Raw genomic sequence first — 26,657 nt, 5'->3', positions numbered from 1 at the left:
CCATTGTCGAGAACGGGTTGCTTGGAGGGGGCAAGATCCATGGCAGCATCAGAATCCAGTACGCGGATCGTGGTCGTCACCGGAGGAGGCCAGCATGTCTGGGCTATCATCAACGCGATTGCCGACCGCGTCGGCCCTGTCAGCGTCGTCCTCGAAACGCCTGAATCCAAAAAGCAATTGCTTCGTGGTCGGGCTCGCCGTCAGGGTTGGATCTCCGCCGTGGGTCAACTTGGCACGATGGTGCTCAGCAGACTCGGCAAACGGCTTCTCGCCAGCCATGCCGCCCGGCTGATTGCCGAAGAAAAGCTGGAGGTCGAGCCGCGGCGAGGCCAGGAAATCATCCATGTTGCTTCCGCCAACGGGCCGGAGTGCCTCGAGGCGATCGAGAAGATCCAGCCTGGCGTTGTCCTGCTCAACGGCTGCAGGCTGTTGTCGAAAGACATGTTGGCCAGGATGCCTTGCCCGGTGCTCAACTATCACGCCGGCATCACGCCGAAATACCGCGGCATGAATGGCGGCTACTGGGCGCTGACATCAGGCGATCCGCAGAATTTCGGCACCACCGTGCATCTGGTCGATGCCGGCGTCGACACGGGCGGCGTGCTGAAACAGGTGCACGGTCAGCCGAAACGCGGCGACACCATCTCCAGCTATGCCCTTCGGCAGGCCGCGTTCTCGCGCGACATCTGCGTCGAGGCGGTCAGCGACGTGCTGGCCGGAAAACTCACCACCTTCGACCCGGGCCTGCCATCGCAGCAATGGTATCACCCGACGATCTGGTTCTACCTCTGGACCGGCCTGAGAACCGGCATCTGGTAACGCTTCCTTCGCCCGGATCCGCATGCCGCGCGCCGGCTTCTCCAACGCGTCCAATCTGCCGCCGGCACGCGCCGCAGACGAATAAACGCACCTTTCATTTTACGACATCCAAATGCGTCGCTTTTGAATGCGCGCGCGTCGTCCCATAACAAGCGGCCCAACTGCGCTTCCGGCAATGCTCCGATACTGCATCAGCCCGAAAATCGGAATCGATCTTCGGAAAGCACGATGCAGCAGATTGAGGTGGTAGAGCGTCCTTTGTGCGTCCAAGTGGACGCACAGCGCTCTACGGGAGTGAGAATTCATGGCCGATCTGATCGTCGTCTACTGGCGCGACATTCCTGCCCAGATCATCGTCAAGAAGGGTCGGCAGAACGCCAAGCGCGAACTGCCGCTGCGCTTCACCGAGGCGATCGACATGTGCGCCATGCGCACCGGCGCCGGCGGCACTGACGACTATCTGGCCGAATGGCGCAAGGCCGATCCCATTCCGGTCGGCGACGACCTCGAAGCCGAGGTCGAGAAGGCGTTCAACGACATCGACACCAAATACGACCGCGAGCGGCTGGTCGCTCTGGTCAAGGCGGGCGGCAAAGAAAATGTCTGACACCAACCCGGCGGTTACCCAGGCCACTCTGGTCAAGAAGGCAGCGCCGAAATCCGACTACAAGCCGGCCGACGTGTCGCCGCAGCGGCGCGTACAGCGTTCCTTCGCGGTTAGATTGTGGTCTGTGCGGCACTCGCGATTGCTCGAATGGTTCTATGCAAAATTCGCCGACATGTTCCTGCTCCTCCATCCCCTGTGGAAGGGCATCGGCTACGGCCGCGTCGAAGGGCCGATCAAATTCGTCGAGAAGCGCGTCAAGGGCTTCATGTTCGACTGTCGCATGTGCGGCCAGTGCATCTTGTCGTCGACCGGCATGTCGTGCCCGATGAACTGCCCCAAGCAATTGCGCAACGGCCCCTGCGGCGGCGTGCGCGCCAACGGCAATTGCGAGGTCGAGCCTGATATGCCCTGCGTCTGGGTCAAGGCCTGGGAAGGCTCGCAGAACATGGTGCATGGCGACAGGATCCTGACGGTGCAGAAGCCGGTCGACCAGTCGCTGCGCGAAACCTCGGCCTGGCTGCGGGTGACCGCGCAGGCCGCCGCCGCGCGTGAAGCAGCCGCCGCCGCCAAAAATGGGGCGGCAAAAACCGGGGCATCGGCATGATCGGCCGCCAGCGCGACGAGAACCCGGCCGGTATCCACCTGCCGCTCGAGCCCCTGCCCGGCCACACTTCGCGCGGCCGGCTGGAACGCGTGCTTCGGCGCGGCGAATTCGCGGTGACGACCGAGCTCAATCCGCCCGACAGCGCCGATCCGGAAGACGTCTATAACAGGGCAAAAATCTTCGACGGCTGGGTCGACGCCATCAACGCCGTCGACGCGTCCGGCGCCAACTGCCATATGTCGTCGGTCGGCATCTGCGCACTGCTCACCCGCATGGGCTACGCGCCGATCATGCAGATCGCCTGCCGCGACAAGAACCGCATCGCCATCCAGGGCGACGTACTGGGCGGTGCCGCGATGGGTGTCGCCAATATGCTGTGCCTCACCGGCGACGGCGTGCAGGCCGGCGACCAGCCCGGCGCCAAGCCAGTGTTCGACCTCGACTGCATGTCGCTGTTGGAAACCTGCCGTATCATGCGCGACAATGGCAAGTTCCTGTCCGGCCGCAAGCTGACGACGCCGCCGCAGCTTTTCCTCGGTGCTGCGATCAATCCGTTCGCGCCACCGATCGATTTCCGCCCGCATCGCCTGGGCAAGAAGATCGCCGCCGGCGCGCAATTCGTGCAGAGCCAATATTGCTTCGACGTGCCGATGTTCCGCACCTACATGCAGAAGGTGCGCGACTTCGGCTACACCGAAAAATGCTTCATCCTGGTTGGCGTCGGCCCACTCGCCTCGGCCAAGACGGCCAAGTGGATCCGCTCGAACGTGCCGGGCATCCATATTCCCGATCAGGTCATCAAGCGGCTGGAAGGCGCCCAGGACCAGAAGAAAGAAGGCAAGCAGCTCTGCATCGACATCATCAATGAGGTGAAGGAAATATCAGGCGTTTCTGGCGTCCATGTTATGGCCTATCGGCAGGAAGAATATGTCGCCGAGATCGTCGATGAATCGGGCGTGCTGAAGGGCCGCCAGCCATGGAAACGCGAGATCCGTCGCGACGACCAGCTTGTCGCCGACCGGCTCGACAGCATATTGCACGACGACATTACCGAAACGCAGGTGGACATGGTGAAGACCGCGCACTGAAGGCGCGGACGACCACCCATTCGCTTGAACGAAAACAGACAACGATATAAAGAAATCTTTATATCATGGCGGAGAGACTTCATGACCCGTACCATCGTCGCCTCGGCGACCCGAGAAATCATCATCGGCTTCGACCAGCCGTTCTGCGTGATTGGTGAACGCATCAATCCGACCGGTCGCAAGAAGCTGGCCGCCGAGATGATCGCGGGCAATTTCGAGACCGTCATCAGGGACGCGCTTGAGCAGGCAGCCTGTGGCGCCACCATGCTCGACGTCAATGCCGGCGTCACCTCGGTTAACCCGAACGAGACCGAACCCGGCCTTTTGGTGCAGACGCTGGAGATCGTGCAAGGACTGGTAGACCTGCCGTTGTCGATCGACTCGTCGGTCACCGCTGCGATCGAAGCCGCGCTGAAGGTCGCCAAGGGCCGTCCGCTGGTCAACTCCGTCACCGGCGAGGAAGAAAAGCTCGAAGCCATCCTGCCGCTGGTCAAGAAGTACAACGTGCCCGTCGTCGCCATCTCCAACGACGAGACCGGCATCTCGATGGATCCGGACGTGCGCTTCGCCGTCGCCAAGAAGATCGTCGAGCGCTGCGCCGATTTCGGCATCCCGGCGCATGACGTCGTCGTCGACCCGCTGGTCATGCCGATCGGCGCGCTGGGCGATGCCGGCCGCCAGGTGTTCGCGCTGCTGCGCCGCCTGCGTGAAGAGCTCAAGGTCAACACCACGTGCGGCCTGTCCAACATCTCCTTCGGCCTGCCGCATCGCCACGGCATCAACGCCGCCTTCATCCCGATGGTGATCGGCGCCGGCATGACATCAGCCATCATGAACCCGGTGCGTCCGCAGGAAATGGAAGCCGTGCGCGGCGCCAATGTGCTGAACGGCACCGACGAGAACTGCACCAACTGGATCAGGACCTACAAGGACTACAAGCCGGCCGAAGGCGGCCAGGCGGTTGCCGCCCCGACACAAGTCAACACGCCAGGCGAAGGCGCCAATAATGGTGGCCGTCGCCGTGGCGGTCGTGAAGCCCGTATGGGTCGAGGATAAGCGCGCAATCGTGAATTCACCTGCAAACATCACCGACCCGCTCGTGCTGTTCATGCCATCGGGCAAGCGCGGGCGGTTTCCTGTCGGCACGCCCGTGCTCGATGCCGCGCGCCAGCTCGGCGTCTATGTCGAAAGCGTCTGCGGCGGACGCGCCACCTGCGGGCGCTGCCAGATCGAAGTGCAGGAAGGCAATTTCGCCAAGCACAAGATCGTTTCCTCCAACGATCACATCACGCCCAAGGGTGCCAAGGAAGAGCGCTACGAGCGCGTCCGCGGCCTGCCCGAACGGCGCCGCCTCTCCTGCTCGGCGCAGATCCTCGGCGACCTCGTCATCGACGTACCGCAAGATACGGTCATCAACGCGCAGACCATCCGCAAGGATGCCGACACCAGGGTGATCGCCCGCGATTCAGCGATCCGCATGTGCTATGTCGAGATCGAAGAACCCGACATGCACAAGCCGCTTGGCGATCTCGACCGCCTGAAGATCGCGCTGATGCACGACTGGGGTCTGAAAAGCCTCGATTTCGATTTTTATCTGCTGCCGCAGGTGCAAGGCATCCTGCGCAAGGGCAACTGGACCGCCACCGCCGCCATCTACAAGGATGCCGACAGCGAGACCGCGCGCGTCGTGGCACTTTGGCCCGGCCTCAAGAACGAAGCCTATGGGCTCGCCTGCGATATCGGCTCGACCACCATCGCCATGCATCTGGTGTCGCTGCTGTCGGGTCGCGTCGCCGCCTCGTCCGGCACCTCAAACCCGCAGATCCGCTTCGGCGAGGATCTGATGAGCCGCGTCTCCTATGTGATGATGAACCCGGACGGACGCGAAGGCATGACGGTCGCCGTCCGTGAGGCGATCTCCGGTCTCGTCGACAAGGTCTGCGCCGAAGGCAATGTGCAGCGCAACGACATCCTGGATTCCGTCTTCGTCGGCAATCCGATCATGCACCATCTGTTCCTCGGCATAGATCCGACCGAGCTTGGCGGCGCCCCCTTCGCGCTCGCCGTCTCGGGTGCCGTGCACATCAAGGCATCCGACATCGGCCTGAAGCTCAACCAGGGCGCCAGGCTCTACATGCTGCCTTGCATCGCCGGCCATGTCGGTGCGGACGCGGCGGCGGTGACGCTGTCGGAAGGTCCGCATCGCCAGGACGAGATGATGCTGATCGTCGATGTCGGCACCAATGCCGAGATCGTGCTCGGCAACCGTGCGCGGGTCGTGGCTGCTTCTTCTCCGACCGGCCCGGCCTTCGAGGGCGCTGAAATCTCCGGCGGCCAGCGGGCCGCGCCCGGCGCCATCGAGCGCGTGCGCATCGATCCCGACACGCTGGAGCCAAAGTACCGCGTTATCGGCTCGGAGCTGTGGTCCGACGAGCGGGGCTTCCTCGAAAGCGTGCAGGCGACCGGCGTCACCGGCATCTGCGGCTCCGGCATCATCGAAGTGGTGGCCGAGATGTATCTCGCCGGCATCATCTCGGAAGACGGCGTCATCGACGGCGGACTTTCGGCCCGCTCGCCGCGCGTCACCGCCAACGGCCGCACCTTCTCCTACGTGCTGAAGGAAGGCTCCGCCGAATTGAAGGAAGATGGGCCGAAGATCACCATCACCCAGACCGACGTGCGCGCCATTCAGCTCGCCAAGGCGGCGCTTTATGCCGGCACCAAGCTGTTGATGGAAAAGCAGAACACCGACCATGTCGACCGCATCCATTTCGCCGGCGCCTTCGGCTCCTTCATCGATCCGAAATACGCCATGGTGCTGGGCCTGATCCCGGATTGCGACCTCGACAAGGTTTCCGCGGTCGGCAACGCTGCCGGCGCCGGCGCTCGCATGGCGCTGCTCAACCGCGGTTATCGCCGCGAGATCGAGGACACGGTCAGCAAGATCGAGAAGATCGAGACGGCGCTGGAACCGAAATTCCAGGAGCATTTCGTCTACGCCATGGCGCTGCCCAACAAGGTCGATCCGTTCCCGAAACTGTCGGCGGCGGTGAAACTGCCGCCGCGCAAGACGGTCAGCGAGGATGGCGTTGCCGGCGACGCCGCGCCTCGCCGGCGTTCGCGCGAAGGCCACGCGGCAAGGCGCGGCCGCGAATAAGCGGCCGCACCCAGGCCGCCGCTTCTCCAAACTCATTTGCATGCAAATGTTTCCGGATCGCCTGATCCGGAAACCGAAACGCTGTTTTCGCGAAATCCATCCGATACATGGCAGGTGCATTTACCGGGGCATCGAACGGCGGTCGAAGATAATCGTCGGCCGCTGCCGTTCTTCAAGGGAGATGAAAATGTCGATGTTCGGAAATCTCGGTCGCTTCGGTGTGACCATCAGGCAGACCCACGCCAGGAACAAGGCGATCCGCGCGCTGAACAGCCTGCCGGCGCATGTCCAGAAGGACATTGGTTGGCCGGCATCGCCGCCGAACGATCCGCAAGTCGCGCTTACCTCGCTGCTTCTGGGTACGTCGCGCTGATGACCTTCGCCGACAAATGCAAATTGCTCGGCAGACGCCGAGGATCTCGCATGTCCCCGGCGACCACCAGCAACCGGCTGCGTGCCGCACTTTTGCCGCGCCGCACTGCGGCGCGGATCACACCACCGTGTAGACACGGTGCAAATCTTGACATTTTCGGCCACGGCACGATCTTCGGAGATAGCGGGGGTTCTCTTAGTCGGCTTTAGCCGAAGTTCGTGTATTCGCATGCCAAGTTTGAAAAGCCACGTCGTGTCGTTTGTCCTTAGGCACAGCCGCAAGCAGGCGTTTGCCAGCCCGGAGAACCTGCAGCGCTGGATCGCTGCCGCGCGCAAGACCGAGAACCACCAGCCGCCTGCCTCACTGCACCAGCGTCTCGACATCGGGATGCATACGGTCGATGGCTTCCCCGTCTATGAAATCGCTCCGAGGACCGGTGAGCAGAAGCGGATTTTGTATCTGCACGGCGGCGCCTATGTCTTTGAAATCACGCCCTATCATTGGCATCTGATTGCCGACATGGCGGATCGGCTGGGCTACGGCATCACCGTGCCGATCTATCCCATCGCCCCCGAACACGACTTCCATGCCATGTTCGGCATGGTCGGCGACGTCTACCGCCAGATGCTCGACGAGACGGAGGCCGAAGACATCGTCTTCATGGGCGATTCCGCCGGCGGCAACATGGCCGTGGTGCTGACCATGATGGCGGCCGAGCAGGCTCTGCCGCTGCCGTCGCGACATGTGCTGATTTCACCCGGCCTCGATATGTCCCTTTCCAACCCCAAGCTGTTCGAGGCCGAACGCAACGATCCGTGGCTTGGCATTCCCGGCGGCCTGGAAGCGATCCGGATGTACAGCGCCGGCATCGACCGCAGCGACTGGCATATCAGCCCGGTCTATGGCGATCTGTCGGTGCTGCCGAAAACGCTGCTTCTGACCGGTTCGCACGACCTGCTCAGCCCCGACAATCTGATCTTCGCTGAGAAAGCGCGCGCCGCCGGCGTCGAAGTCGATGTCGTCTATGAGCAAGGCATGTTCCATGTCTGGCCGTTGATCGATATGCCGGAGGCACGCCGCGCCCGCCAGCACATCGTTGCGTTTCTCAATGAGAACCGCTCGCCGGTCAGGCAAGATGCGGAGACAAGGTTTGAGGCGCCCTCCGCCGAGGCGGCGCAATAGTGCTTTTCTCCTTGGATCCGGCGCTGCTGGCGGATCAGAACTTGCCGGTTTCCCGGAACACTTCGAAGGTCGCACGGATGTGGTCGGCGACGGCCTTGACCGGCGCACTGGCGTCCGGCGCCACCACCATCGCCAGATTGTAGGTGCCGATGTCGGGCATGCCGTCCTTCGGGCAGAGTTCGACCATGTCGTTGCCGAGGAATGATTTCGGCAGCGGCGCCACGGCGAGATCGGACATGATCGCGGCGCGCTGGCCGGCCGTGTGCGCGCTCATATAGGCGATGCGGTAGTTGCGGCCTTCGCGGCCAAGCGCATCGAGCGCTCCGGCCCGCCACGCGCAGCCCTCTTCCCACAACGACACCGGCAGCGGCTCGCGCAGATGCGCGCAGCCGCCCTTGGCGCCAGCCCAGACGATCGGCTCTGTCAGCAGCACCTCGGCGCCGAGCGCGCTGGTCTTGTAGGAATTGGTCAACAGCGTGATGTCGAGCGCCCGATCGTCCATGCGCCGGCGCAGATTGCTGCTCTGGTCGATGGTGACGTCGACGGCGATCGACGGATGCGACTGCGCGAAACGCTTCAGCACATGCGGCAGCACGCGCTCGCCATAGTCGTCCGGCGAACCAAGCCGCACCACCCCGACAATCTCGGGAATGATGAACTTCGACACCACCTCGCGGTTGATCGACAGCAGCCGGCGGGCATAGCCGAGCAGCATTTCGCCGTCCGTGGTCAGCGACACCGAGCGGGCGTCGCGCGCGAACACCGAGCGGCCGAGAATGTCCTCCAGCTTCTTGATCTGCATCGAGACGGCCGACGGCGTGCGGAAGACCGCATTGGCGGCAGTGGTGAAGCTGCCGGTCTCGGCAATCGCCACGAAAGTGCGCAAAACGTCGAGATCGAGCAGCGGCAGCGGATGATTGAGTGGGGCGTTCATGGGAACTGACCTTCAATTTTTCTGATACAAAGCATCATTCCATTTCGTTTGATTGAACATCAGATTGGGAGGATAGTCAACTCCATCGAAGCAGGTAGCTGCCACAAGCAGCCATGAAACGACCTCGACACAGACCTGCATTCGACACGAAATGAAGTTGAAACAGACCTGACATAACCAACGCGCTGTCTGGCATCCGCCAGCCACCAAAGGAGAATGAAATGTCTATCCTGTCGTCCCTCGGTCGGATCGCGACCGAATTCAGTGCGGCCCGCGCCCGCTACCAGACCGAACGCGCCATCCGCTCCCTGCCGATCGAACTGCAGAAGGATATCGGCTGGCCCGAAGCTTCCGACACCAAGACCAATGCACGCCATGGCGTCGGATCCTGGGCTGGAGCAAAGTAGATCGTGTGTACCATGTGCTGAAGGCCTGCCGCGCAGCCCGCCCGGCAGGCCTTCTCTATTTTATTTGCATTCAAATGAGTTTCGGAGCCATGTCGCCCGTGCATGACGCATATGAGAAAGCCGCATGGCAGCTCCTGTTTCCAATTAATTCGTTGTAAACAATCGTAAATTTCGGGCATCTTGCCCAATTTTGTCGCAATCGATGTCGTATTTCATATCAAGTGCTTCGCTTTTGCGATTTAGTTTCTGCTTACACAAGCCTATATCACCGCCAGCAAACGAGCTGCCCCACTCCATCAAGCGAAGGCGACCCGTCTGAGCAACAAATGGAGATGATTATGAAGCTTTTTGCACGCCTCTTCGCCCGCCGCGAAATGAACCTGACCACCGCTCTCGAGCGTCAGCGTCTCGCCAACACCATGCCCGGCCAGACTGGCGCCATGAATGCGGCGCGCCTCGGCTTCGTCGCCTGAAGATTTTTAGGGGCAGCGCATCCCTGCCGCTGCTTTGAAACTGTAACGCCGCCTCGCTCCAGTCAAGGCGGCGTTTTTGTTGCCTATGCGCACTTTGCCCATCTCTTGAACAGTTGGTGCTGTGTCCCGGGGCATTGCCGCACACCAATTGCCCATTTGCGACCCATGTCGCAAATTTAATCTTGTCCGGGCGGCGTAGCCGATTGACAGACATGGTTTTTCCTGATGTCGCTATGCTATTCGCGACATCCTGTTCGCGCCATGGCTGTGTGAGGTTCCCTTGAACGCCGTAAAGCATCCGATCAAGCGATCGTTTGTATTCTTCCTTGTCCCCGATTTCACCATGATCGCTTTTGCGACCGCGCTCGACCCGCTGCGCTCGGCCAATCGCATGCTCGGCTACGAGGCTTACCGCTGGCGCCTCGCCAGCATCGACGGCAAGCCGGTGCGCGCCTCGAACGGGGTCGAATGCGCAGTCAACACCTCGCTGGAGGATGAGCGCAAGAAGATGGCAGGTCCCGACCGGCCGAACATGGCAATCGTCTGCAGCGGCATCGATGTCGAGCGCTATCAGAACAAGTCGGCCTTCGCCTGGCTGCGCGAGGAGTACAATCGGGGCGTCGCCGTCGGCGGTCTGTGCACCGGCGCGCATATCCTCGCCGCCGCCGGCCTTTTGTCCAACAAGCGCTGTGCCATCCACTGGGAAAACCTGCCGGGCTTTTCCGAGGCGTTCCCGAAGGCCAATGTCTTCGCCGACCTGTTCGAGATCGACCAGAACATCTACACCTGCGCCGGCGGCACAGCGGCACTCGACATGATGCTGAAGCTGATCGGCGACGACTTTGACGAAAACCTCGTCAACCGCGTCTGCGAGCAGGTGCTGACCGACCGCGTGCGCAGCCCCACCGACCGCCAGCGCCTGCCGCTGCGCGCCCGCCTCGGCGTCCAGAACTCGAAAGTGCTGACCATCATCGAACTGATGGAAGGCAATCTTTCCGAGCCGCTGTCGCTGATCGAGATCGCCGACCATGTCGACCTGTCGCGCCGTCAGATCGAGCGGCTGTTCCGCACCGAGATGGGCCGCTCCCCTGCCCGCTACTATCTCGAAATCCGGCTCGACCGCGCCCGGCACCTGCTGATCCAGTCGTCGATGCCGGTGGTCGAGGTGGCGGTCGCCTGCGGCTTCGTCTCGGCCTCGCATTTCTCCAAATGCTACCGCGAACTCTACGCCCGCTCGCCGCAGCAGGAGCGCGTCGACCGCAAGCAGTTGCTGGCGGCCTGATCAGGTGTCACGTGAGTAAGAGAACGACCCGATCCGAAAAACTGGCCGACCGGCGCAGCTTTCGCCTCGACGCGAAGAAATGGGCTGCGTTCATGGCGGCTCTGGATGCCTCGACGCGTGACCTTTCACGCCTGAAACGCCTGTTGAGCGAGCCGAGCATCTTTTCCGATAGCGATCCAGTGTGAGCCAAGCTGTCTACACCTGCACCGTGCGCATCGCCTCGACCCGAATATCCTCCGTCAGCCGCGCCTTCAGCGCCGAGAATTCCGGGCTGGTCTTCAGCGTGTAATGGCGCGGGTGCGGCAGGTCGATGGCGACATCCGACTTGATGCGGCCGGGCCGCGCCGTCATCACGATGACGCGCGAGGCCATGAAGATCGCCTCCTCGATGTCGTGAGTGACGAACAGCACCGTCTTCTTGCGGCGTTCCCAGATGCCGAGCAGCAGCTCCTGCATCAGCCCGCGGGTCTGGTTGTCGAGGGCGCCGAACGGCTCATCCAGCAAGAGTATCTCGGGATCGTTGGCCAGCGCCCGTGCAATCGCCGTGCGCTGCTGCATGCCGCCGGAGAGCTGCTTCGGCCAATGGTTCTCGAACCCCTTCAGGCCGACAAGATCGACATAGGAAGCGACGATCCCATCCCGCTCCTCTTCAGGCATGCCGCGTTCGCGCAGGCCGAAGGCGATGTTTTCGGCAACCGTCAGCCAGGGAAACAGCGTGTAGGATTGGAAGACCATGCCACGGTCCGGACCCGGCCGGGTTACCGTCTTGCCGTCAAGCAGCACGCGGCCCTCGCTCGGTGCTTCCAGGCCGGCGACAATCCGAAGCAGTGTCGACTTCCCGCATCCGGACGGCCCGAGGATGGTGATGAAGTCGTTGGCGGCGACCGCCAGGTCGATCGGCATCAAAGCCTTGACCGGCTCTCCGCCGCGCACGCCGGCAAAGGTGCGCGAGACGCCTTCGATGAGAAGCTTGCTCACGCCAGGCTCCACGGAAAGAGCCAGCGGTTGAATGCCTTGAAGGCGAAATCGGACAACAGCCCGATCAGCCCGATGACGATGATGCCGAAGATGATCTGTCCCGTCGCCAGCCGCGACTGGCTGTTGATGATCATGTAGCCGATACCGGAGGACGAGCCGATCAGCTCGGCGACGATGACATAGGTCCAGGCCCAGCCAAGCACCAGCCGCAGCGTCTCGGCGATCTCGGGCGCATTGGCCGGCATGATCACCCGTTTGACGATGCCGTTGTTGGTGGAGCCCAGCGTATAGGCCGCCTCGACCAGGTCGCGTCGTGTGCTGCCGACCTTGACCGCGATGATCAGGATGATCTGGAACACCGAGCCGACGAAGATGACGAGCAGTTTTTCCAACTCGCCGATGCCGGCCCACAGGATGAGCAGCGGAATGAAGGCCGAGGCCGGCAGATAGCGGGCGAAGGAGACGAACGGCTCCAGAAACGCCTCCACCGGCTTCCAGGCGCCCATCGCGATGCCGATGGGCATCGCGACAACCGACGCCAGCAGGAAGCCGCCGAAAACCCGCCAGATGGTGATCAGTATGTCGAGCCAGAAACGGTCCTCGACCAGCAGCCGCCAGCCGTCCTTCAGCATCGACAGCGGATCGGCAAGGAAGATGCGGTTGACGTGGCCGCCGAGCGTGATCCACGCCCAGAAGGCGACGAACAGCACGAAGAAGGAAATGCCGAGCACGGTTCGGATGCCCGGCGAGACTGGATGCAAGGGGCGCATCGTCAAATCGTCCCCATCTTCGTCACTTGTCCAGGAGAAGGCGACGGCGCCAGGCGCCGCCGCATGATGGTCAAAGGCCGGACTGTCAGTTCGACACCGCGCTGGTGTCGGCCAGCGTGGCGACGTCGGGCGCTTCCTTGATCAGCCCCATTTGCAGCAGCAGTTCGCCGGCGGTCTTGGAAAAGTCCTGGAATTCCTTGGTGAAGAACTGCTTGTTCTCCGCCCTGTCTGCCCATTTCAGGTATTTCGCCGAATCCTCGAACTCCTTGGCCGACTGCTTCACGTCGGCGCCCATGGTCTCATAGGATTTCTGCGGATCGCTCTTGATCAGGTCGAGCGCTTCGAAATAGCTGTCGGCCAGCGCCTTGGCGGCATCGGGATTGGCCTTGAGGAATTCGGGCGTGCAGCCGACCGTGTCGAGCACCATCGGATAGTCGAGTGTGGTCGCCAGGATATGGCCCTGGTCGGACTTGTCGCGCACCGCCGAGATGAACGGCTCATAGGTCACCGCCGCATCGTTCTGCCCGGCGAGGAAGGCCTGTGCTGCCGCATCCGGCTCCAGATTGACGACGGTCACATCCTTGGTCGACATGCCGTTCTTGTTCAGCACCCAGGCGAGCATGAAATAGGGCGACGTGCCCGGCGCCGAGGACGCGACGTTCTTGCCCTTCAGATCGGCGACGGTCTTGATGTCGTTGCGGGCAACGATGCCGTCGGCGCCATAGGATTTGTCGAGCTGGAAGATCTGCTTGGTGGTGACCCCGCTGGCGTTCCACACCAGCCAGGTCTCGACCGTGGTGGCGGCGCATTGCAGGTCGCCGCTGGCTATGGCGAGCGGCCGGCTCGCTTGCGGCACCTTCTTCAAGGTCACGTTCAGGCCGTGCTTCTCGAAGATGCCCGCTTGCTTGGCAAGCGTCAGCGGCGCGAAGCCGGTCCAGCCGCTGATGCCGATGGTAACCGAAGTGGCGGCCATCGCCGGTGCGGACAGACCGGCGGCAAGTGTCAATGTTGCAGCAAGAGCGGCGATCCTGGTCATGTCAGTTCCCCTTTTGTTTTCGCTGAGGAAATTGTCTCACAGACGCTAGTCGGCTTGTCAATGAACAGCTTGGTGAGGCACCCGGCAGGCCTGGTGGCGAAGGCAGCTCGATCGGCAGCCCGAACAGGTGCGGGCGGCCCGAAACCCAGCATGGCCTTCAGTAGTCGTTGCAGTAGCACTCCGCCGAGGAGATGCGGTCGTTCCAGTCGCTGCCACCAAAATCGCGGATCCTGCGCCGTATCTCGATCGAGCGGCCCCCCATGCGCGAGTCCTCGTAGGCAACGAGCGTGCAGCCGCGGCGAACGATCACCGACGAGACACGGTCGTTCCAGAACTGACCGCCGCGAAAGTTCACGGAATCGTCGGGGCCCATACCGATGGACCGTCCGCGAAAATTCGCGTGCTCGAACATCATGCAGGCGGGCTCGTCATTGTATTGGGCGCTCGCGCCGTCTGCAAAAAGCACGGACGCGACAGCAGTCAGGATGGCTAGACGTTTCATCTGATGTTTCCTCCGTTTCGACCGCGGCCCCCTCCGGCTGGATAGCGCGGTCCGGCCATTTTGCCAATGCTTTGGCCGCCTGGCGTAGGGCACCGAACTCAGCTTAACAAAAGACCTGACGACAGCCAGTTCGGCGGTGTCGGCAGCTTTTGTGCCGGCAGCTTTTTAGGATAGGAATTTTTTCTTGACCCCGTGCCCTCAGCTATGGTACATATTCATCCATGGTGCTGATTTGCGCCAGTGACCCGCCGCACAGGCGGGTTTTCGTTTGATGCTCCGTCAGCCAACGCGCCGGCGAAGGCTGCGAAGGGACCGTTCGTAACCCCTGTCGCCTAGCGGCTGTCGAACATCCAGCTGCGGTTGCGCCACATTTTCTCGCCGACCAGGCAGTCTGTGGCGGGACTGTCCTGCGCCAACACCACCGGCGGATGCGCGGCTTCTGCCACCGCCCATTGCGGCGAGGCCGGGCCGGCGAGTTCCAGCACCAGTTTGCGGCGGATGGCTTCGGGAAACTGCGTCCAGTCGTTGACGGGGATCATGAAGGCTCCGGGGCCGCCGATGACGCAGTCGCTGTAGTAGCGATCGAGATTGTTGACGTCGTAGGCGCCAGTGAAGCCGCCTCGGGTCATCAGCGGCAGGCCGTTGATGACGATGCCTTGCTTGATCAGCTCGTCGCGAGTGAGGTTGACAGGCGCGCCCTGGTTGTTGGGACCATCGCCCGAAATGTCGATCACCCGCTTTGTCCCCTGGTAGCCGCTTTCGGCAAAGAGGTCGTTGCCGAATTCGAGCGCGCCGGAGATCGAAGTTCGCCGCGCACTGTTGGGAGGCTGGGCGGACAATTGCGCAACCACTCGCTCCGCGTCAGCGCGGCTGGCAATCACCGTCCACGGCACGATGACGCGCTGCCAACTGGTGCCGGCCCACTCGACATAGGTGACGGCGATTTTGCCGTGGGCGCCATCGGCAATGGCCTGCAGCACATTGTCGTGCGTCAGCGCCGCTGCATAACCGTGACGCTGGATCTCGAGTTCGTCCGGCGACATCGACAGCGAAACATCGACAGCCAGCACCAATTCCACATCGACCGGCTCATCCGCCTGGGCCGCTGGCATCAGCAAGAACATCAGCGCTAGAGCGGCGCTGCCTGAGAGCAAATGTCTTGCGCACGAGAAAGCAGACATTCCGCAAGGGTAAGCGAAAACAGCCCGTTTAAAAAGAGAAAAGCCCGACCAGGAGCCGGGCTTCGCGCTCACAATCCTGCAGCGATCAGCTGCGCGGCTTGAGGTTCTCAGGGTCGTAGAGCGGCTTGTAACCGACGGCAGCCACTTCGACGGGATATGTCTCACCGAAATACTCTATGGTGAGCTTGCGGCCTTCCTGGGCGTAGGCCCACGGCAGATAGGCGAGACCGATATTCTTGCCGATGGTCGGGCCATAGGCCATCGACGTGGTGAAAGACCGCCGGCCGAGCTCATCGACCAGCGTTTCGCCGGTCTTCGGGTCCATCACCGGCATCGTGCCGACGGGATAACGGGCAACGCCTTTGGAATCGACGTTTTCGGTCATCACAAGCGTGCACAGCATGGCCGGCTGGTGCTCGCGGGCGCGGTATTCGACATGCTTGGCCTTGCCGCAAAAATCGTTCTCCTTGACCTTCGGACGAGCGAGGTCCGCTTCGAGCAGATTGTACTCGGTCAAAAGGTCGGCGTTCTGCAGGCGCAGGCTCTTCTCCATGCGGCGCGTATTGGCATAGGTCTCGACGCCGAACGGCATCACGCCGGTCGAGCGCAACGCATCCCAGACGGCAAGGCCGTCCTCGTAGCGCATATGCAGTTCCCAGCCCTGCTCGCCGACATAGGAGATGCGGAAAGCCGTGACATCCTTGCCGCCAATCCTGACCGGCTTGATCGCCGCGAACGGGAAATTCTCATGCGAAAGCCCGTCCGGATTCTCGACAACTTTCTGCAGGGTTGCCCGGGCGTTCGGCCCCCAGATGCCGATGGTGACGTATTTCTCGGTCACGTCGGTGATGGTGACGTTAAAGCCTTTGTCCTGTGCGGTGCGGCGCATGTACTGGAAGTCGCGCGGGCCGGCGTCGGCGCCGTCGATCAAACGGCAGCGGTCGGCCATGCGGATGACGGTAAAGTCGGCGCGCACCATGCCTTCCTCGTCGAGGAAGTGGGTGTAGATGCCCTTGCCGATATTGTTGTCGCCACCGATCTTGGCCGCGCAAAGCCATTCCAGCAACGCGACATGGTCGGGACCTTCGATGTCGTACATGGCGAAGTGCGACAGGTTGACGATACCGACATCCTCGCTCATGGCGAGGTGTTCGGCATTGGAGACGCGCCAGAAATGGCGATTGTCCCACTCGTTCTCGCGCACCGGCACCCGGTTGCCGTATTTTTCCAGCAGATGCTCGTTGGCGGCATAACCATGGGCGCGCTCCCAGCCGCCCAGCTCCATGAAATAGCCGCCGAGTTCCTTCTCGCGCTCCCAGAACGGCGAACGTCTGATGTTGCGGGCCTTGGAAAAAGGCTCGCGCGGATGCACCGCCGGATTGTAGACCTTCATCGCCGTTTCGGTGCAGCGATCCCAGATGAACTGCTCCTTAGTCTGGTGCGGATAGAAGCGCGCATAGTCGATGGCGTGGTGATCGATCGCGGTTCGGCGGTCGGTCATCCAATCGGCGATCAGCTTGCCCATGCCGGGGCCGTCCTTGACCCAGATGGCGACGGCATACCACAGGCCCCGCACCTTCTGGCTTTCGCCCATCGACGGGCCGCCATCCGCGGTCACCTGCAAGAGACCGTTGAAGGAGTGGCTTTCGTTATAGCCGAGTTCGCCGAGGATCGGCGTCAGCTCCATGGCGCGTTCGAGCGGCGCCAGGATCTGTTCCATGTCGAGATCGCGCTGCGAGGGTGAAAGCCGCGCCTGGTCCTTCTCAAGCAGGTCGCGCGGGTGGCAAAGGCGCGGATTGGTCTCCTCGTAGTAGCCCCATTCGATCTGCCCGCCCTCAGCGGTCCTGGGATCGCCTGTGTCGCGCATATAGGCCGAGTTGCCCTGGTCGCGCAGCAGCGGCCAGCCGATCTCCTTGCCGGTGCCGGCGAACTCGTTGTACGGGCCGAAGAAGGTCAGCGGATGATCGATCGGCATGACCGGCAGGTCCTCACCCACCATTTCGGCAATTAGCCGGCCCCAGATGCCGGCGCAGACGATGACATAATCGGCCTCGATGGTGCCGCGATCGGTCACCACGCCTGATATGCGGCCGTCCTTGACGACAAGCGATCGGGCCGGCGTGTTGGCGAAGGACTTCAGCTTGTCCGACGCTTCAGCCTGGTCGACCAGCTTGCCGGCGACGGTCTGCGAGCGCGGAATGACGAGACCGGCGTCCGGGTCCCACAGGCCGCCCTGCACCATCGCTTCTTCGATAAGCGGAAATTTTTCCTTGATCTCGGCCGGCTCGATCAGCCGGGCGCGCGTGCCAAACGCCTTGGCCGACGCGATCTTGCGCTTGATTTCTTCCATGCGGCTGTCGTCGCCGACACGTGCGACCTCAAGCCCGCCGATGCGCGCATAGTGGCCCATCTTCTCGTAGAAATCGATGGAGTAGAGCGTCGTCCAGCACGACAGGAAATCGTGGCTGGTCGTGTAGCAGAAGTCGGAGGCGTGCGCGGTCGAGCCGATATCGGTTGGGATGCCTGACTTGTCGATGCCGACAATATCGTCCCAGCCGCGTTCGATCAGATGATGGGCGATCGATGCTCCGACAATACCGCCCATGCCGACGATGACGACCTTCGCCTTTTTCGGAAACTCTGCCATTGCCCGCGACTCCAAAGTGATAAAGCGGGCGGACTATAGGGCGGAGCGATGGGCCTGATGAAGCCTGTTTGCGACATTAGCAAAAAGCCGAGCGACCATCGGGTGAAATGGTTCACGTCGGGCGCCTTGGGCGGTTCGCTTTCCGAGGTGGAGCCAACTCACGCAAACGCCCAGACATCCTCGGCCTGGAACCCGACCTGGTAGCCCGCCGTCTTGAGCTTGACCACGACCTGGCCGATCTCCGCCGCCGGCAGCGCGCCGACCTCAACCTTGATCATGCCGGGGCGGTAGCGCTTGAGGTCGAGCTGTTCGAAGACGATCCAGTCGGCGCCCTCGCAATCGACCAGGAAGGCGTCGATATGGGTGATGCCGTTGCGGTCGAGCAATGTCTGCAGCGTTTCCGACGGCACCTCGATATCCCTGAGATGCGGTGCGAACTTGTTGAAGTTGATGTCGGCCTCGCCCCAGGCATTCTTGCCCGACATCAAATTGGTGTCGGTGACCGACGAGCAGCCGATGAACTCGATGGGCAGCGTGCCGGCCTCAAGTGCTGCGGCATCGAAGGTGTGGACGGTGATCGTGCCTTTGGCCTTTGTCACCGCCACCGGCTCGATGATGAAACGGTCCGTGTCGCGATAGTTGGCGCGCAGTCTCTTCTGATTATACGGGATCGGCTCGACGAGCATGGCGCGCGCGCCCGGAATACGGTGCAGCCACGGCGTCACATCGTCGAACAGCGCGCCGTCGCAGGCACCGACATTGACCATCTGAAATGGCCGCCCTGCCCTACCGAAACGCGCCTTCAGCGCCGCCTTGGCCAGGAACTTCGTGCCGCGCAGCGACGGCCCGCGATCGAGCAGACCGGCCGGAAGCCCCAGCGACAGGGCTACGCGCGCCAGGCTGGATACCGAACTCATGGCTTGTCTCCAGGAATGATTTGCAAGGTGGGGCGATGCTGGCCACGCCCCGCCGTTGCCCACAGAGCCATGAGCGGCGTCGCCAGCAGCAGGAAGGATGGGATCAGATGCGGGAAATAGATGCGCGTGTCGTGAATCGGGAAGACGGTGAACTTCGCCAGCGCACCGAGCACCAGCGCCGCAAACAGGATGCCGGCGCGGCGATCGAGGCGGAAGCCTGCGCGACCGGCCGCGTACCAGCCGGCCAGTGCCAGCACCGATACGCCGACCCAGCTGTTCAGGCTGACGGCACGCAACAGCGAGGTGGCAAAGGCCCTGAGATAGGCTGCAACCGAGAATGGCGGCTCAAACCCGTCCATATTGTAATGCTGCTCGATGCTGGAGAACCACAGATGCGGCCACCAGCCGGGATGATGAGCCCAGTGCGAAATGGCGAAATAGGCGATGAAGGACGCAGCAAAGCCGACCAGCGCGCCCCATGCCTTCTGCCGGAAGGCGACCAGCAATACCGCGAAAACAGCAAGGAAAACAATATTGTCCGGCCGCACCATGAAGGCGAGGAAGAGCAGGATCGCCGTTGCCACCTCGCGACCGCGGACATAGGCGTAAAGCCCGCCCAGCAACAGCGCCGAGCACAACAGGTCTGGCGTCGAGGCACGCGCCGCATCGCCGAAATCGGCCATGATCATCACCGCGCCGACCAGAGGCGCCAAGGCCAGCGCGCCCTCGGAGCGCAGCCAGAGCAACGTGATCGTGCCAAACAGCACCACGGACAACACCGAGACGAGGCGCATCGCCTCGACCGGCGACATTACCGCGCTCAGTGTCGACAATATCTCGGCATAAAGGAACTTGATCCGGTACATGCCGAGCAGCGAATGGAAATCGGCGGCATTCTCCGTCATATGGCTGCGAAAACCGCCGCCATCATCGGTCAGCGCCTTGTAGTCGCCGGCCGAAACGCCTGATTTGACAGTATTGTAGGCGTAGTCGTGCAGTGCCTGCGCATCGGGATAAGTGCGTTCCTCTGATATGGCGAGATAGGGCAGCATGTCCCAGTTGGCGTCCGGCATCACCCATGCCGTAAACGCCGTCAAAAGGATGTAGAGCGCGAAGGTCGCCGCGCCGATCGGTGCTGCCAGCCGCGTATAAGTCCCCTCGCCCCACGCCAGACCGGCCTCGGTAAGCCGGTCGAGCGGGGTTTTCGGAGCGGGAGACTTGGTCAGCATGGTCTTGCTCGGCGCCTTCGCTTAACGGACTTGGCTTTTGACGAAGTCCTTCACGATCGACACGATGCCGCGCGACAGCAGGCTGTCGAAGGCATCGACGAAGCGGTCGACATGCTCACGCTGGCAGATCAGTGGCGGCTCGAGCCGGATGACGTTGCGGTTGTATTCGGTGAAGGCGACGAGCACGTCATAATCGCGCAGCAGCAGCGCCCCGACGAAGCCGGACAGCGAGCCCTTCAGCTTGTCGTCGAGCACGCTGACGATCGGCCGCAGCACCATCGGCAAGGTCTGCGAGAAGTCGTGGAACTCCAGGCCGATCATAAAACCCTTGCCGCGCACATCCTTGATGATCTTCGGGTATTTTTCCCTGAGCGCCTGCAGCCGCTGCAGCAAATAGTCGCCGGTGACGGCGGCATTGTCGATCAGCCCCTCGTCATAGAGCACGTTGAGTCCCTCTATCGAGGTGACGCAGGCCTCGCCCATGCCGCCGAAGGTCGCCATGGCGTGGATCATCGCCGTCTTCGGCGTGCCATAGGCCTTCATGTAGACCTCTCGCCGGGCAATCATGGCGCCGACCGCCGCCTTGCCGGCGCCGAGCGACTTGGCCAGCGCCGTCACATCGGGAATGACGCCGTAATGCTCGAAGGCATAGAAGCGGCCCGAACGGCCGTAGCCGCACTGCACTTCGTCGGCGACCCACAGCACGCCATACTGGTCGCAAAGCGTGCGCAGCTTCTGCCAGTATTCGGCCGGCGCCTGGATGATGCCGCCGCCGCCCTGGATGGTCTCCAGCACGATGACGCCGACCTCGGGGTCGGAGCGGAACAGGCGCTCGACGGCTTCGATGTCGGCAAAGGGGATGCGGACGGTGTTGTCGGCCATCTTGAAGTCGGCGCGGTAAAGCTGGCCGTCGGTGATGCCCAGCACGCCCTTGGTCTTGCCGTGGAAGGAATTCTCGGCATAAACGATCTTCGGTCGCTTCGGGCCGGCGGCGCGCTCGGCGAGCTTCACCGCCGCTTCCATGGCTTCCGAGCCGGACGAGCCCAAAAACACCATGTCGAGATCGCCAGGCGAGCACTTCGCGATGTTGTGCGCAAGGGCCGCCGCATATTGCGACATGAAGGCGATGGCGATTTCCTGGCGCTTCTCCTCCTGGAATTTCTTGCGTGCTTCCAGAATACGCGAATGGTTGTGGCCGAAGGCCAGCGAACCGAAGCCGCCGAAGAAGTCGAGGATCTTGCGGCCATTCTGGTCGATGTAGAACATGCCTTCGGCGCGCTCGATCTTGATCTTGTGGAAGCCTAGCAGCTTCATGAAATGCAGCTGGCCGGGGTTGAGATGCGCCTTGAACAGGTCGGTCATGCGGGCGACGTCCATCGCCTTGGCCTGTTCGACGCTGATCAGGTCAGGCTTGGCGATGGTGGCGGGCGACAGCGACGGCGCGCTGACCATGGTGCGCACGTTCGTCTGTTCGGGCTTGGCCATGACGGTCATTTCAGTCTCCTGTCTGCACGCACGACCAGGATCGGGCGCAACGAAATCTGTTTTGCGAGCCGCTATTCGGCGGGCACATGTTTGGTGGCGACAGCATGACCGGCCTTCTTGGCGCGGTACTCGCTGTAGGCGGCGATCAGCATGTCCTCGTCGCGATATTGCGGCACCCAGCCGAGTTGGCGCCCGGCCTTGGACACGTCGAGCACGCACTCCTCGTCGGCGATCAGATATTGCTCCGGATCCATGATCGGCATGTTCATGAGGTCGAGCAGGTCGAGCGTGCGCTTCACCGCCCAGCCGGGTGTCGGAATCAGGATCGATTTCGAGCCGGCATGCCTGATCAGATCGCCGAGCAATTTCCTGACCGGCGGCGGATTGAGCGAACCCAGATTATAAGCCTCGTCAGGCACACCGGCTTTCCAGGCCGCGCGGGCGGCCTCGGCACAATCGAACACCGAGATGAACTGATAGGGATTTTTGCCCGAACCGATCATCGGCACGGGGAAACTCCAGTCGATCAGCTTGAACAGTTTTTCGAGGATGCCGAGCCGACCGGGTCCGATAATCAGGCGCGGGCGAAACAGCGAGATCGACATGCCGCGCTTGCGCCATTCGGCGGCCAGCTCCTCGGTCTTCTGCTTCGACCAGCCATATTCGCCGAGCGGCGCGACCGGATGCTCTTCGGTCATCGGCTGGGTGACCGTGTGGCCGTAGATCATGTCGGTCGTGTAATGGACGAGCTTGGCTGCGCCGGCTCTGTCCATGGCCTGCATGATATGCTCGGTGCCATGGAAATTGACCGGGAAGAAGAAGTCGTGCCGCTTGGCGCGCACCTGGATCGGCGACAGCATCTTGGCCGACAGATTGTAGACCATGTCGTCGACCTTCAGCCCAACCCTGGCAACGGACGCAGGATCGGTGACATCGCACTTGATGAAGCGGACGCTGCGGTAGTGCGGCAGGTCGCTCCTGACGATGTCGGCGACGACAACCTCTTCACCATCGGCCATAAGTTTCGGGGCAAGGTGGCGGCCGACGAAACCGTCGCCGCCGAAAATCACATGTCTCATCGAACGGTCTCGCTGTGAATCTTGTCGGACGAAAGGGAAGCTGTTTCCGTGTCATGCCCGCGTCCACTTTGCGCGATCAGCACCGTGCCGACGCAGATGCAGGCGATGCCGGCGATGCGCCAGCCATTGAGGTCCTCGCGGAAGACGAAATAGGCGAAGATGGCGACAGCGACATAGGCGAGGCTGAGGAATGGATAGGCGAAGGAGAGCTCGACCTTGGACAGCACATAGAGGTGCGAGGCCATCGAGATGACGAAGGTGCAGAGGCCCAGGAACACCCACGGACTGAAGACGATCTGCAACAGCTTGACCAGCGGATTGACGCCCTCGAACGAGATCGGCCCAAGCGACATCATGCCTTGCTTCAGCATCAGCTGTGCAGCAGCATTGGTCACGACGGTGAAGAGAATGAAGACGATGTATTTCATGTGTTCCAAGCCACCCCTTCACGTTTACTACTACAAACCCGCAAACATTTCGTGAAGCCACAAGAATGTTTTGAGTGAATCCTGGATTTAACGATTTGATAACCAAGAATTACTCAGGTTTTATCTATTCCGCCGCCTCGATCACGCCGCGCCGCGTGTCCAGGTTCCCTGCCGTCCGCGCCCAGAAATCAGACATGAAGGCGGGATCGCGCAGTGTCTCCAACCGTGCCCATTCGGGAAAGGACGAAGCGAAGATGTCGGCGCCCATGCGGGCGTCCTTGTAGGGGTTGACCGCGCCGCCGGCCGCGACCGTGATGCGATCGAGTTCCCGCAGCAAGGCGAGCGTCGCAGCCCCCCTGTTGGGGAAATCCAGGGTCAAAGTGTAGCCGGGGCGCGGAAACGACAGCAGCGCCGGCGAGCGGATCGAGCCGAAGCGTTTCAACACGGTGAGGAACGAGCCCTGCCCGGCTTGCCTCGCAGCCGCCAGCAGCGCCGGCACCGCCTCGCGCGCCGTCTCTTCCGGCACCACGCTCTGGTGCTGGAAAAGCCCTTTCGGTCCGTAAAGCCGGTTCCAGTCGCGCACGCCGTCGAGTGGGAAGAAGAAGCCCTGATATCCGACCTGGCGCGGCACGGTTGCCCGGCCCTTCTTCCACCTGTAGGCGGCGTTGAAGGCGGCCAGGAACGGCCGATTGAGCACATTGAACGGCGGCTGGACCGGCACCGAGAGATTGCCGCCGGCTCGCGAGGCGGCATGCGAGCCGTGTTCTGCATGATTGCCTGACAACAGCAGCCCTCGGCCACTGTTGCGGCCGCCGGCAAGCTGGTCGATCCAGGCCACCGCGTACTCGTTGGCCTGATCGGCAGCCTCGGCCAGGCCGAAGAATTCGCTCAGATCGCGAAACGGCGTCGCCTTCTCGACGATGTCGAGGGAAGGAACCCGCATCAACCTGATCGAGGCAGACAGGATGACACCGGTCAGCCCCATGCCGCCGATCGTCGCCCGAAACAGCCGCGTATTGTCTGATGCCGAGCAGCGACGGGTCTTCCCGTCGGACCTGAGCAGCATGAAGCTCTCGACATGGCAGCCGAATGTGCCGCGCCGGTGGTGATTCTTGCCATGCACGTCGTTGGCGATGGCGCCGCCGAGCGTGACGAATTGCGTGCCTGGCACAACCGCCGGGAAGAAGCCGTAAGGGGCGGCGTGGGCGATGATGTCGGACAACAGCACGCCGGCATCCGCCTCGAGAACACCGGTTTCGGCGTTGAAGGCGCGGATCCGGTTCAGCGATCGCATGTCGACGACCGCGCCGGCCTGGTTCTGGCAGGAATCGCCGTAGGAGCGCCCGTTGCCATAGGCAAGCAAAGACGCTGGCTTCGCCTGACCGCCCTTCAGCAGCGCGATCGCCTCATCGGCGCCGATCGCGCGCGGCGCCGGCGGTGTGGCAAGGCCAAAGCTGGGGAAGCGTCCGGCGGCCATGCCTACCAGCCCCCGATGACCAGCATCACCGCGCCGATCAGCACCACGATCTGGCTGCGCCAGTCGCGAATGATGAAGACGACCGGATCGTCATGCATCTCGTTGCGGCGCGCCAGGATCCAGACACGCATGGTGAGATAAAGCACGATCGGCGCCAGCGGCCAGATCAGCCACGGATGCGGATAAAGCTCGCGCACCGCGACACTGTCCATGTAGAGCGCCAGCACCAGCGCCGAGGAGAAGGCCGAGGCCACGCCGGCCTGGGCGACGATCTCCTGGTCCTCGGTGCGATAGCCGCGGCCGGCAATGCGCTCGCCATGTGGAATGGCGGTGGTGCGCAGTTCGACGAAGCGCTTCACCAGCGCCAGCGACAGGAAGAAGAAGATCGAGAAGGCGAGCAGCCAGAACGAAACGTCGACGCCGGTCGCCGCCGCACCGGCCAGGACGCGGATCGTGTAGAGGCCGGCGAGCGTCAGTACGTCGACCAGCAGCATGCGTTTGAACGACAGCGAATAGGCCGTGGTGACGACCATGTAGCCACCGAGCACGGCCAGGAATTCAGGCGACAAGAACAGCCCGGTGCCGACGCCGATCGCCAAAAGCACCGCGATCGCGCCAAGGCCGAACGGGATCGACAGCGCACCACTGGCGAACGGCCTATTGCGCTTGGTGAGGTGTTTGCGGTCGAGCGCGAGGTCGAAGAAATCGTTGAGGATGTAGATGGCCGATGCCACCGCGCTGAACGAGACGAACGCCAGCAGGCATTCCCAGATCATATCGGTGTTGAAATATTCATGCGAGAGCACCATCGGCACTGCAATCAGCGAATTCTTCAGCCACTGATGGACGCGCAGCATCTTGACGATGGTCCGCAAATTTGGCTTCGGCACCGGCATCGTCTCGGCGCCGTGTGCCATCTGCCAGCGCGCGGCATGGCGGTCGGACGCGACGACAATCGCGTTGCGCGCGGCGTCGAAGACCTGGAGGTCGTGGCGGCTGTTGCCGGCATAGTCGAAGCCGCCATCGCCATAGGCCGCGATCAGCGAGGCCCGCTTCCTGCCCGAGGTGAGATTGGCGAGACCGTCGGTGGCCAGCACCCGATCGAAAATGCCGAGATGGGCAGCGATGGCGTTCGCGAACTTGCGCGGCGTACCGGTCGCCAGCACGATCTTGCGGCCCTCGGCGTGCTCGGTCCGAAGGCGGCAAAGCAGCGTCTCACGATAGGGCAGCGATGCCGGATCGATGTCGATGCGCTGCGCGATCGCCTGCTTCAACCGCGCCGGGCCACCGGCCGCCCAGAAGGGCACGAGGAAAATATAGAGCGGGTTCTTCTTGAGAAGGATGAACAGCCCTTCCCACAACAGGTCGGTCGCGATCAGCGTGCCGTCGAGATCGACCGCAAGCGGTATTGCGTTCCTGTCCGACCGCGCATCCATGTCTGTCCTGCCCTGCCCGCGTATGTTCCGGAACCCCGGATCTCGTTGCGCGCCGCTTTTCGGCGTCTTGAGGCTGGTATAGCGGGGAACGGCGTAGCGAACGTTAAAACGCACGGTTGTAGACGGCTGCCGTGGTGGTATTTCCGGCGTCATTGTTAAACAATCGATACCGGAAACGATAAAAGGCCGAGCAAATGCCCGGCCTTTCCAATCATGCCACCAAAATTACTTGATGCGGGCGACGCCGCCTGAGATTTCGACCGTTTCCGAGCCGGTCAGGGCTTCGAGGTCGCCATTGGGCAAGGTGACGAAACAGCCATTCGGGCAGAACTCGACCGTTTCGCCACCGGCCAGCGCAAGGTCAGTCTTGCTGCCGCCCTCCGTCACGATCAGCGTGCGGGTCTCGGCGTCCTTGTTGACCGCGCTTGCGGCATGGGCCGAGCCGATGGCGGCGACCAGGGCGACGGCAGCGACGAGAGACTTCCACATGTTGCAATATCGGTGTTCCCACCGCCTCTGTTGCATTTCGCAAGGCATTTTCGCCTTTGCATGGGAGCTTATATGAG

27 protein-coding genes are annotated in these 26,657 nt (G+C 62.3%); 12 read left to right on the top strand and 15 right to left on the bottom strand.

What is annotated here, in order from left to right; all coding sequences use genetic code 11:
- The first annotated feature begins 39 nt into the window (after nucleotides 1–39).
- The 8 genes from NKI73_RS22870 to NKI73_RS22835 all read left to right on the top strand — a co-directional run bounded on the left by NKI73_RS22870 (nucleotide 40) and on the right by NKI73_RS22835 (nucleotide 7,830).
- The gene (locus NKI73_RS22870) at nucleotides 40–819 is read left to right on the top strand and encodes a formyl transferase (RefSeq protein WP_352633071.1); all 780 of its coding nucleotides are present in this window, start codon (nucleotides 40–42) and stop codon (nucleotides 817–819) included.
- 304 nt (nucleotides 820–1,123) lie between these two features.
- Nucleotides 1,124–1,426, top strand: coding sequence for a virulence factor (locus NKI73_RS22865; RefSeq protein ID WP_027034742.1), 303 nt, complete (start codon nucleotides 1,124–1,126; stop codon nucleotides 1,424–1,426).
- Nucleotides 1,419–2,030: a methylenetetrahydrofolate reductase C-terminal domain-containing protein gene (locus tag NKI73_RS22860; RefSeq protein ID WP_352633070.1), complete on the top strand. Its 612-nt coding sequence runs from the start codon at nucleotides 1,419–1,421 to the stop codon at nucleotides 2,028–2,030. The genes NKI73_RS22865 and NKI73_RS22860 overlap by 8 nt, the downstream gene beginning before the upstream one ends.
- Complete coding sequence (locus NKI73_RS22855; RefSeq protein ID WP_352633069.1) at nucleotides 2,027–3,118, top strand: methylenetetrahydrofolate reductase; 1,092 nt, start codon at nucleotides 2,027–2,029, stop codon at nucleotides 3,116–3,118. Before NKI73_RS22860 ends, NKI73_RS22855 begins: the two co-directional genes overlap by 4 nt.
- 81 nt (nucleotides 3,119–3,199) lie before the next feature.
- On the top strand, nucleotides 3,200–4,174 hold the full coding sequence (locus NKI73_RS22850) for a methyltetrahydrofolate cobalamin methyltransferase (RefSeq protein WP_352633068.1): 975 nt from the start codon (nucleotides 3,200–3,202) through the stop codon (nucleotides 4,172–4,174).
- Nucleotides 4,125–6,275, top strand: a complete 2,151-nt coding sequence (locus tag NKI73_RS22845; protein ID WP_352633067.1) for an ASKHA domain-containing protein — start codon at nucleotides 4,125–4,127, stop codon at nucleotides 6,273–6,275. The genes NKI73_RS22850 and NKI73_RS22845 overlap by 50 nt, the downstream gene beginning before the upstream one ends.
- A gap of 187 nt (nucleotides 6,276–6,462) precedes the next feature.
- The gene (locus tag NKI73_RS22840; protein ID WP_352633066.1) at nucleotides 6,463–6,648 is read left to right on the top strand and encodes a hypothetical protein; all 186 of its coding nucleotides are present in this window, start codon (nucleotides 6,463–6,465) and stop codon (nucleotides 6,646–6,648) included.
- A 228-nt stretch (nucleotides 6,649–6,876) separates the two neighbouring features.
- Nucleotides 6,877–7,830 carry an alpha/beta hydrolase gene (locus tag NKI73_RS22835; RefSeq protein ID WP_352633065.1) on the top strand — a complete coding sequence of 318 codons (954 nt, stop codon included), beginning with the start codon at nucleotides 6,877–6,879 and terminating at the stop codon, nucleotides 7,828–7,830.
- 34 nt (nucleotides 7,831–7,864) lie between these two features.
- Here the strand turns inward: NKI73_RS22835 and NKI73_RS22830 are convergent, their stop codons facing one another.
- Nucleotides 7,865–8,764 carry a LysR substrate-binding domain-containing protein gene (locus NKI73_RS22830; RefSeq protein WP_013531163.1) on the bottom strand — a complete coding sequence of 300 codons (900 nt, stop codon included), beginning with the start codon at nucleotides 8,762–8,764 and terminating at the stop codon, nucleotides 7,865–7,867.
- A gap of 221 nt (nucleotides 8,765–8,985) precedes the next feature.
- Between NKI73_RS22830 and NKI73_RS22825 the strand changes: the two genes are divergently transcribed.
- The 4 genes from NKI73_RS22825 to NKI73_RS22810 all read left to right on the top strand — a co-directional run bounded on the left by NKI73_RS22825 (nucleotide 8,986) and on the right by NKI73_RS22810 (nucleotide 11,111).
- Nucleotides 8,986–9,171: a hypothetical protein gene (locus NKI73_RS22825; protein ID WP_352633064.1), complete on the top strand. Its 186-nt coding sequence runs from the start codon at nucleotides 8,986–8,988 to the stop codon at nucleotides 9,169–9,171.
- 338 nt (nucleotides 9,172–9,509) lie between these two features.
- A complete protein-coding gene (locus NKI73_RS22820; protein ID WP_013531161.1) occupies nucleotides 9,510–9,644 on the top strand; it encodes a hypothetical protein in 135 nt (44 codons plus the stop codon).
- A 343-nt stretch (nucleotides 9,645–9,987) separates the two neighbouring features.
- Entirely contained in the window at nucleotides 9,988–10,926 is a 939-nt protein-coding gene (locus NKI73_RS22815) for a GlxA family transcriptional regulator (RefSeq protein ID WP_352633118.1), read from the top strand.
- A gap of 11 nt (nucleotides 10,927–10,937) precedes the next feature.
- On the top strand, nucleotides 10,938–11,111 hold the full coding sequence (locus NKI73_RS22810; protein ID WP_352633063.1) for a type II toxin -antitoxin system TacA 1-like antitoxin: 174 nt from the start codon (nucleotides 10,938–10,940) through the stop codon (nucleotides 11,109–11,111).
- A gap of 10 nt (nucleotides 11,112–11,121) precedes the next feature.
- Here NKI73_RS22810 and NKI73_RS22805 read toward each other — a convergent pair whose 3' ends face one another.
- The 14 genes from NKI73_RS22805 to NKI73_RS22740 form a co-directional block, all read right to left on the bottom strand.
- Entirely contained in the window at nucleotides 11,122–11,904 is a 783-nt protein-coding gene (locus NKI73_RS22805) for an ABC transporter ATP-binding protein (protein ID WP_352633062.1), read from the bottom strand.
- Nucleotides 11,901–12,674: an ABC transporter permease gene (locus tag NKI73_RS22800; RefSeq protein ID WP_352633061.1), complete on the bottom strand. Its 774-nt coding sequence runs from the start codon at nucleotides 12,672–12,674 to the stop codon at nucleotides 11,901–11,903. The genes NKI73_RS22805 and NKI73_RS22800 overlap by 4 nt, the downstream gene beginning before the upstream one ends.
- An 85-nt stretch (nucleotides 12,675–12,759) precedes the next feature.
- Entirely contained in the window at nucleotides 12,760–13,710 is a 951-nt protein-coding gene (locus NKI73_RS22795) for an ABC transporter substrate-binding protein (RefSeq protein WP_352633060.1), read from the bottom strand.
- 157 nt (nucleotides 13,711–13,867) lie between these two features.
- Nucleotides 13,868–14,212 carry a peptidase inhibitor family I36 protein gene (locus tag NKI73_RS22790; protein ID WP_023757764.1) on the bottom strand — a complete coding sequence of 115 codons (345 nt, stop codon included), beginning with the start codon at nucleotides 14,210–14,212 and terminating at the stop codon, nucleotides 13,868–13,870.
- A 332-nt stretch (nucleotides 14,213–14,544) separates the two neighbouring features.
- The gene (locus NKI73_RS22785) at nucleotides 14,545–15,393 is read right to left on the bottom strand and encodes a DUF1194 domain-containing protein (RefSeq protein ID WP_352633059.1); all 849 of its coding nucleotides are present in this window, start codon (nucleotides 15,391–15,393) and stop codon (nucleotides 14,545–14,547) included.
- Between the two features lie 85 nt (nucleotides 15,394–15,478).
- The gene (locus NKI73_RS22780) at nucleotides 15,479–18,040 is read right to left on the bottom strand and encodes a GcvT family protein (RefSeq protein WP_352633058.1); all 2,562 of its coding nucleotides are present in this window, start codon (nucleotides 18,038–18,040) and stop codon (nucleotides 15,479–15,481) included.
- A 158-nt stretch (nucleotides 18,041–18,198) separates the two neighbouring features.
- A complete protein-coding gene (locus tag NKI73_RS22775; protein ID WP_352633057.1) occupies nucleotides 18,199–18,957 on the bottom strand; it encodes an FkbM family methyltransferase in 759 nt (252 codons plus the stop codon).
- On the bottom strand, nucleotides 18,954–20,186 hold the full coding sequence (locus NKI73_RS22770; protein ID WP_352633056.1) for a hypothetical protein: 1,233 nt from the start codon (nucleotides 20,184–20,186) through the stop codon (nucleotides 18,954–18,956). Before NKI73_RS22770 ends, NKI73_RS22775 begins: the two co-directional genes overlap by 4 nt.
- A 21-nt stretch (nucleotides 20,187–20,207) precedes the next feature.
- On the bottom strand, nucleotides 20,208–21,638 hold the full coding sequence (locus NKI73_RS22765) for an aspartate aminotransferase family protein (protein WP_352633117.1): 1,431 nt from the start codon (nucleotides 21,636–21,638) through the stop codon (nucleotides 20,208–20,210).
- 104 nt (nucleotides 21,639–21,742) lie between these two features.
- Nucleotides 21,743–22,750, bottom strand: a complete 1,008-nt coding sequence (locus NKI73_RS22760) for an NAD-dependent epimerase/dehydratase family protein (protein ID WP_352633055.1) — start codon at nucleotides 22,748–22,750, stop codon at nucleotides 21,743–21,745.
- Nucleotides 22,747–23,178, bottom strand: a complete 432-nt coding sequence (locus NKI73_RS22755) for an EamA family transporter (protein ID WP_352633116.1) — start codon at nucleotides 23,176–23,178, stop codon at nucleotides 22,747–22,749. The genes NKI73_RS22760 and NKI73_RS22755 overlap by 4 nt, the downstream gene beginning before the upstream one ends.
- A gap of 124 nt (nucleotides 23,179–23,302) precedes the next feature.
- Nucleotides 23,303–24,655, bottom strand: a complete 1,353-nt coding sequence (locus NKI73_RS22750; protein WP_352633054.1) for an FAD-binding oxidoreductase — start codon at nucleotides 24,653–24,655, stop codon at nucleotides 23,303–23,305.
- 2 nt (nucleotides 24,656–24,657) lie between these two features.
- Complete coding sequence (locus NKI73_RS22745; protein ID WP_352633053.1) at nucleotides 24,658–26,091, bottom strand: UbiA family prenyltransferase; 1,434 nt, start codon at nucleotides 26,089–26,091, stop codon at nucleotides 24,658–24,660.
- A gap of 225 nt (nucleotides 26,092–26,316) precedes the next feature.
- Entirely contained in the window at nucleotides 26,317–26,580 is a 264-nt protein-coding gene (locus NKI73_RS22740) for a hypothetical protein (RefSeq protein WP_352633052.1), read from the bottom strand.
- Between the last annotated feature and the right edge of the window lie 77 nt (nucleotides 26,581–26,657).

Origin of the sequence: Mesorhizobium sp. M0496, from assembly GCF_040321205.1 — a bacterium.
Lineage (GTDB): Bacteria > Pseudomonadota > Alphaproteobacteria > Rhizobiales > Rhizobiaceae > Mesorhizobium.
The sequence above is the reverse complement of the archived record's forward strand: the minus strand, read 5'-3'. Positions and strand labels throughout refer to the sequence as shown.